At 46.8% G+C, this 1,551-nt stretch carries 1 protein-coding gene; it reads right to left on the bottom strand.

What is annotated here, in order from left to right:
- The coding region (tkt, locus tag A3739_RS12625) for a transketolase (RefSeq protein ID WP_068501584.1) at window positions 1-1,510 on the bottom strand (1,510 nt) is incomplete at its 3' end.
- Between the last annotated feature and the right edge of the window lie 41 nt (window positions 1,511-1,551).

The following is a 1,551-nucleotide window of genomic DNA, read 5'->3' on the forward strand; positions in this document are numbered from 1 at the left end:
ATGCTGCTGCAGATTCAACAGCATCACATGGTCGCCATGTATCCATATTTGGCGTCGTTCTCAATGAAGCAATCTGCTCTACTGGTTGGTGCGTTGGACCATCTTCACCCAAGCCGATTGAGTCATGCGTAAATACGAAAATTGAACGTTGCTTCATCAATGCAGCCATACGCACTGCATTACGCGCATATTCCATGAAAATCAGGAAGGTCGCACCGTAAGGAATAAAACCACCGTGTAACGCAATGCCGTTCATTATTGCTGACATACCGAATTCTCGAACACCGTAGTGGAGATAATTACCCGAAGCATCTTCAGCTGTAACAGCTTTTGATTCGCTCCACATTGTAAGGTTCGATGGTGCGAGATCCGCAGAGCCCCCCATAAACTCGGGAAGAAGTGGGCCAAATGCGTTTAGTGTGTTCTGAGAAGCTTTGCGGCTAGCAACTGTATTTGCATCGACCTGGCACTGATCAATGTAAGCTTTCGCTTTCTCAGAGAAATCTTCCGGTAGGTCGCCAGATAAGCGGCGTGCCAATTCGAGCGCTAACTCAGGGTAAGCCTCAGCATAAGCCGAGAACTTCTCTTCCCATGCATCTTCGAGCTGCTGGCCTTTATCTTTTGCATCCCACTGTGCATAGACATCTTCAGGTACTTCAAATGCACCGAATTCCCAGCCTAACTTCGCACGCGTTGCAACGATCTCTTCTTCACCTAATGGTGCGCCGTGGCAATCTTCTTTACCTTCTTTATTTGGCGAACCAAAGCCAATGATTGTTTTGCAGCAAATCAATGTTGGTTGAGTGGTGTTCGCTTTCGCCTGTGCAATCGCTGCTTCAATTGCGTCTGCATCATGGCCATCTACTGCAGGAATTACTTGCCATCCGTATGATTCAAAACGCTTAGGCGTGTCGTCTGTAAACCAGCCTTCAACTTCGCCATCAATAGAAATGCCGTTGTCATCATAAAATACAACAAGTTTGCCGAGGCCTAGAGTACCCGCAAGAGAGCATACTTCGTGCGAAATACCTTCCATAAGGCAGCCGTCACCAGTAAAGGCGTAAGTGTAGTGATCAACGATGTCGTGACCATCTTGATTAAACTGGGCAGCCAAAGACTTTTCNGCGATCGCCATGCCTACTGCATTTGCAATACCTTGACCAAGAGGACCTGTAGTTGTCTCAACACCTGGCGCATAGCCATATTCAGGGTGACCAGCCGTTTTAGAATGTAATTGACGGAAGTTTTTCAGATCATCAATGCTTAAGTCATAACCAGTCAGGTGCAGCAGTGAATAGATAAGCATCGATCCGTGACCATTTGACAAAACAAAGCGGTCACGATTTACCCAATGTGGATTCGTTGGATTGTGATTTAAGTGGCCGTTCCATAGGACTTCGGCAATGTCGGCCATCCCCATTGGTGCTCCTGGATGTCCAGATTTTGCTTTCTGAACCGCATCCATACTCAATGCGCGGATTGCGTTAGCTAGATGACGTCGTGATGACATTCCAATTCTCCTAGGGGTAAATACATTAATAAGGCCAAAAA

The organism is Oleiphilus sp. HI0067 (genome assembly GCF_001635735.1).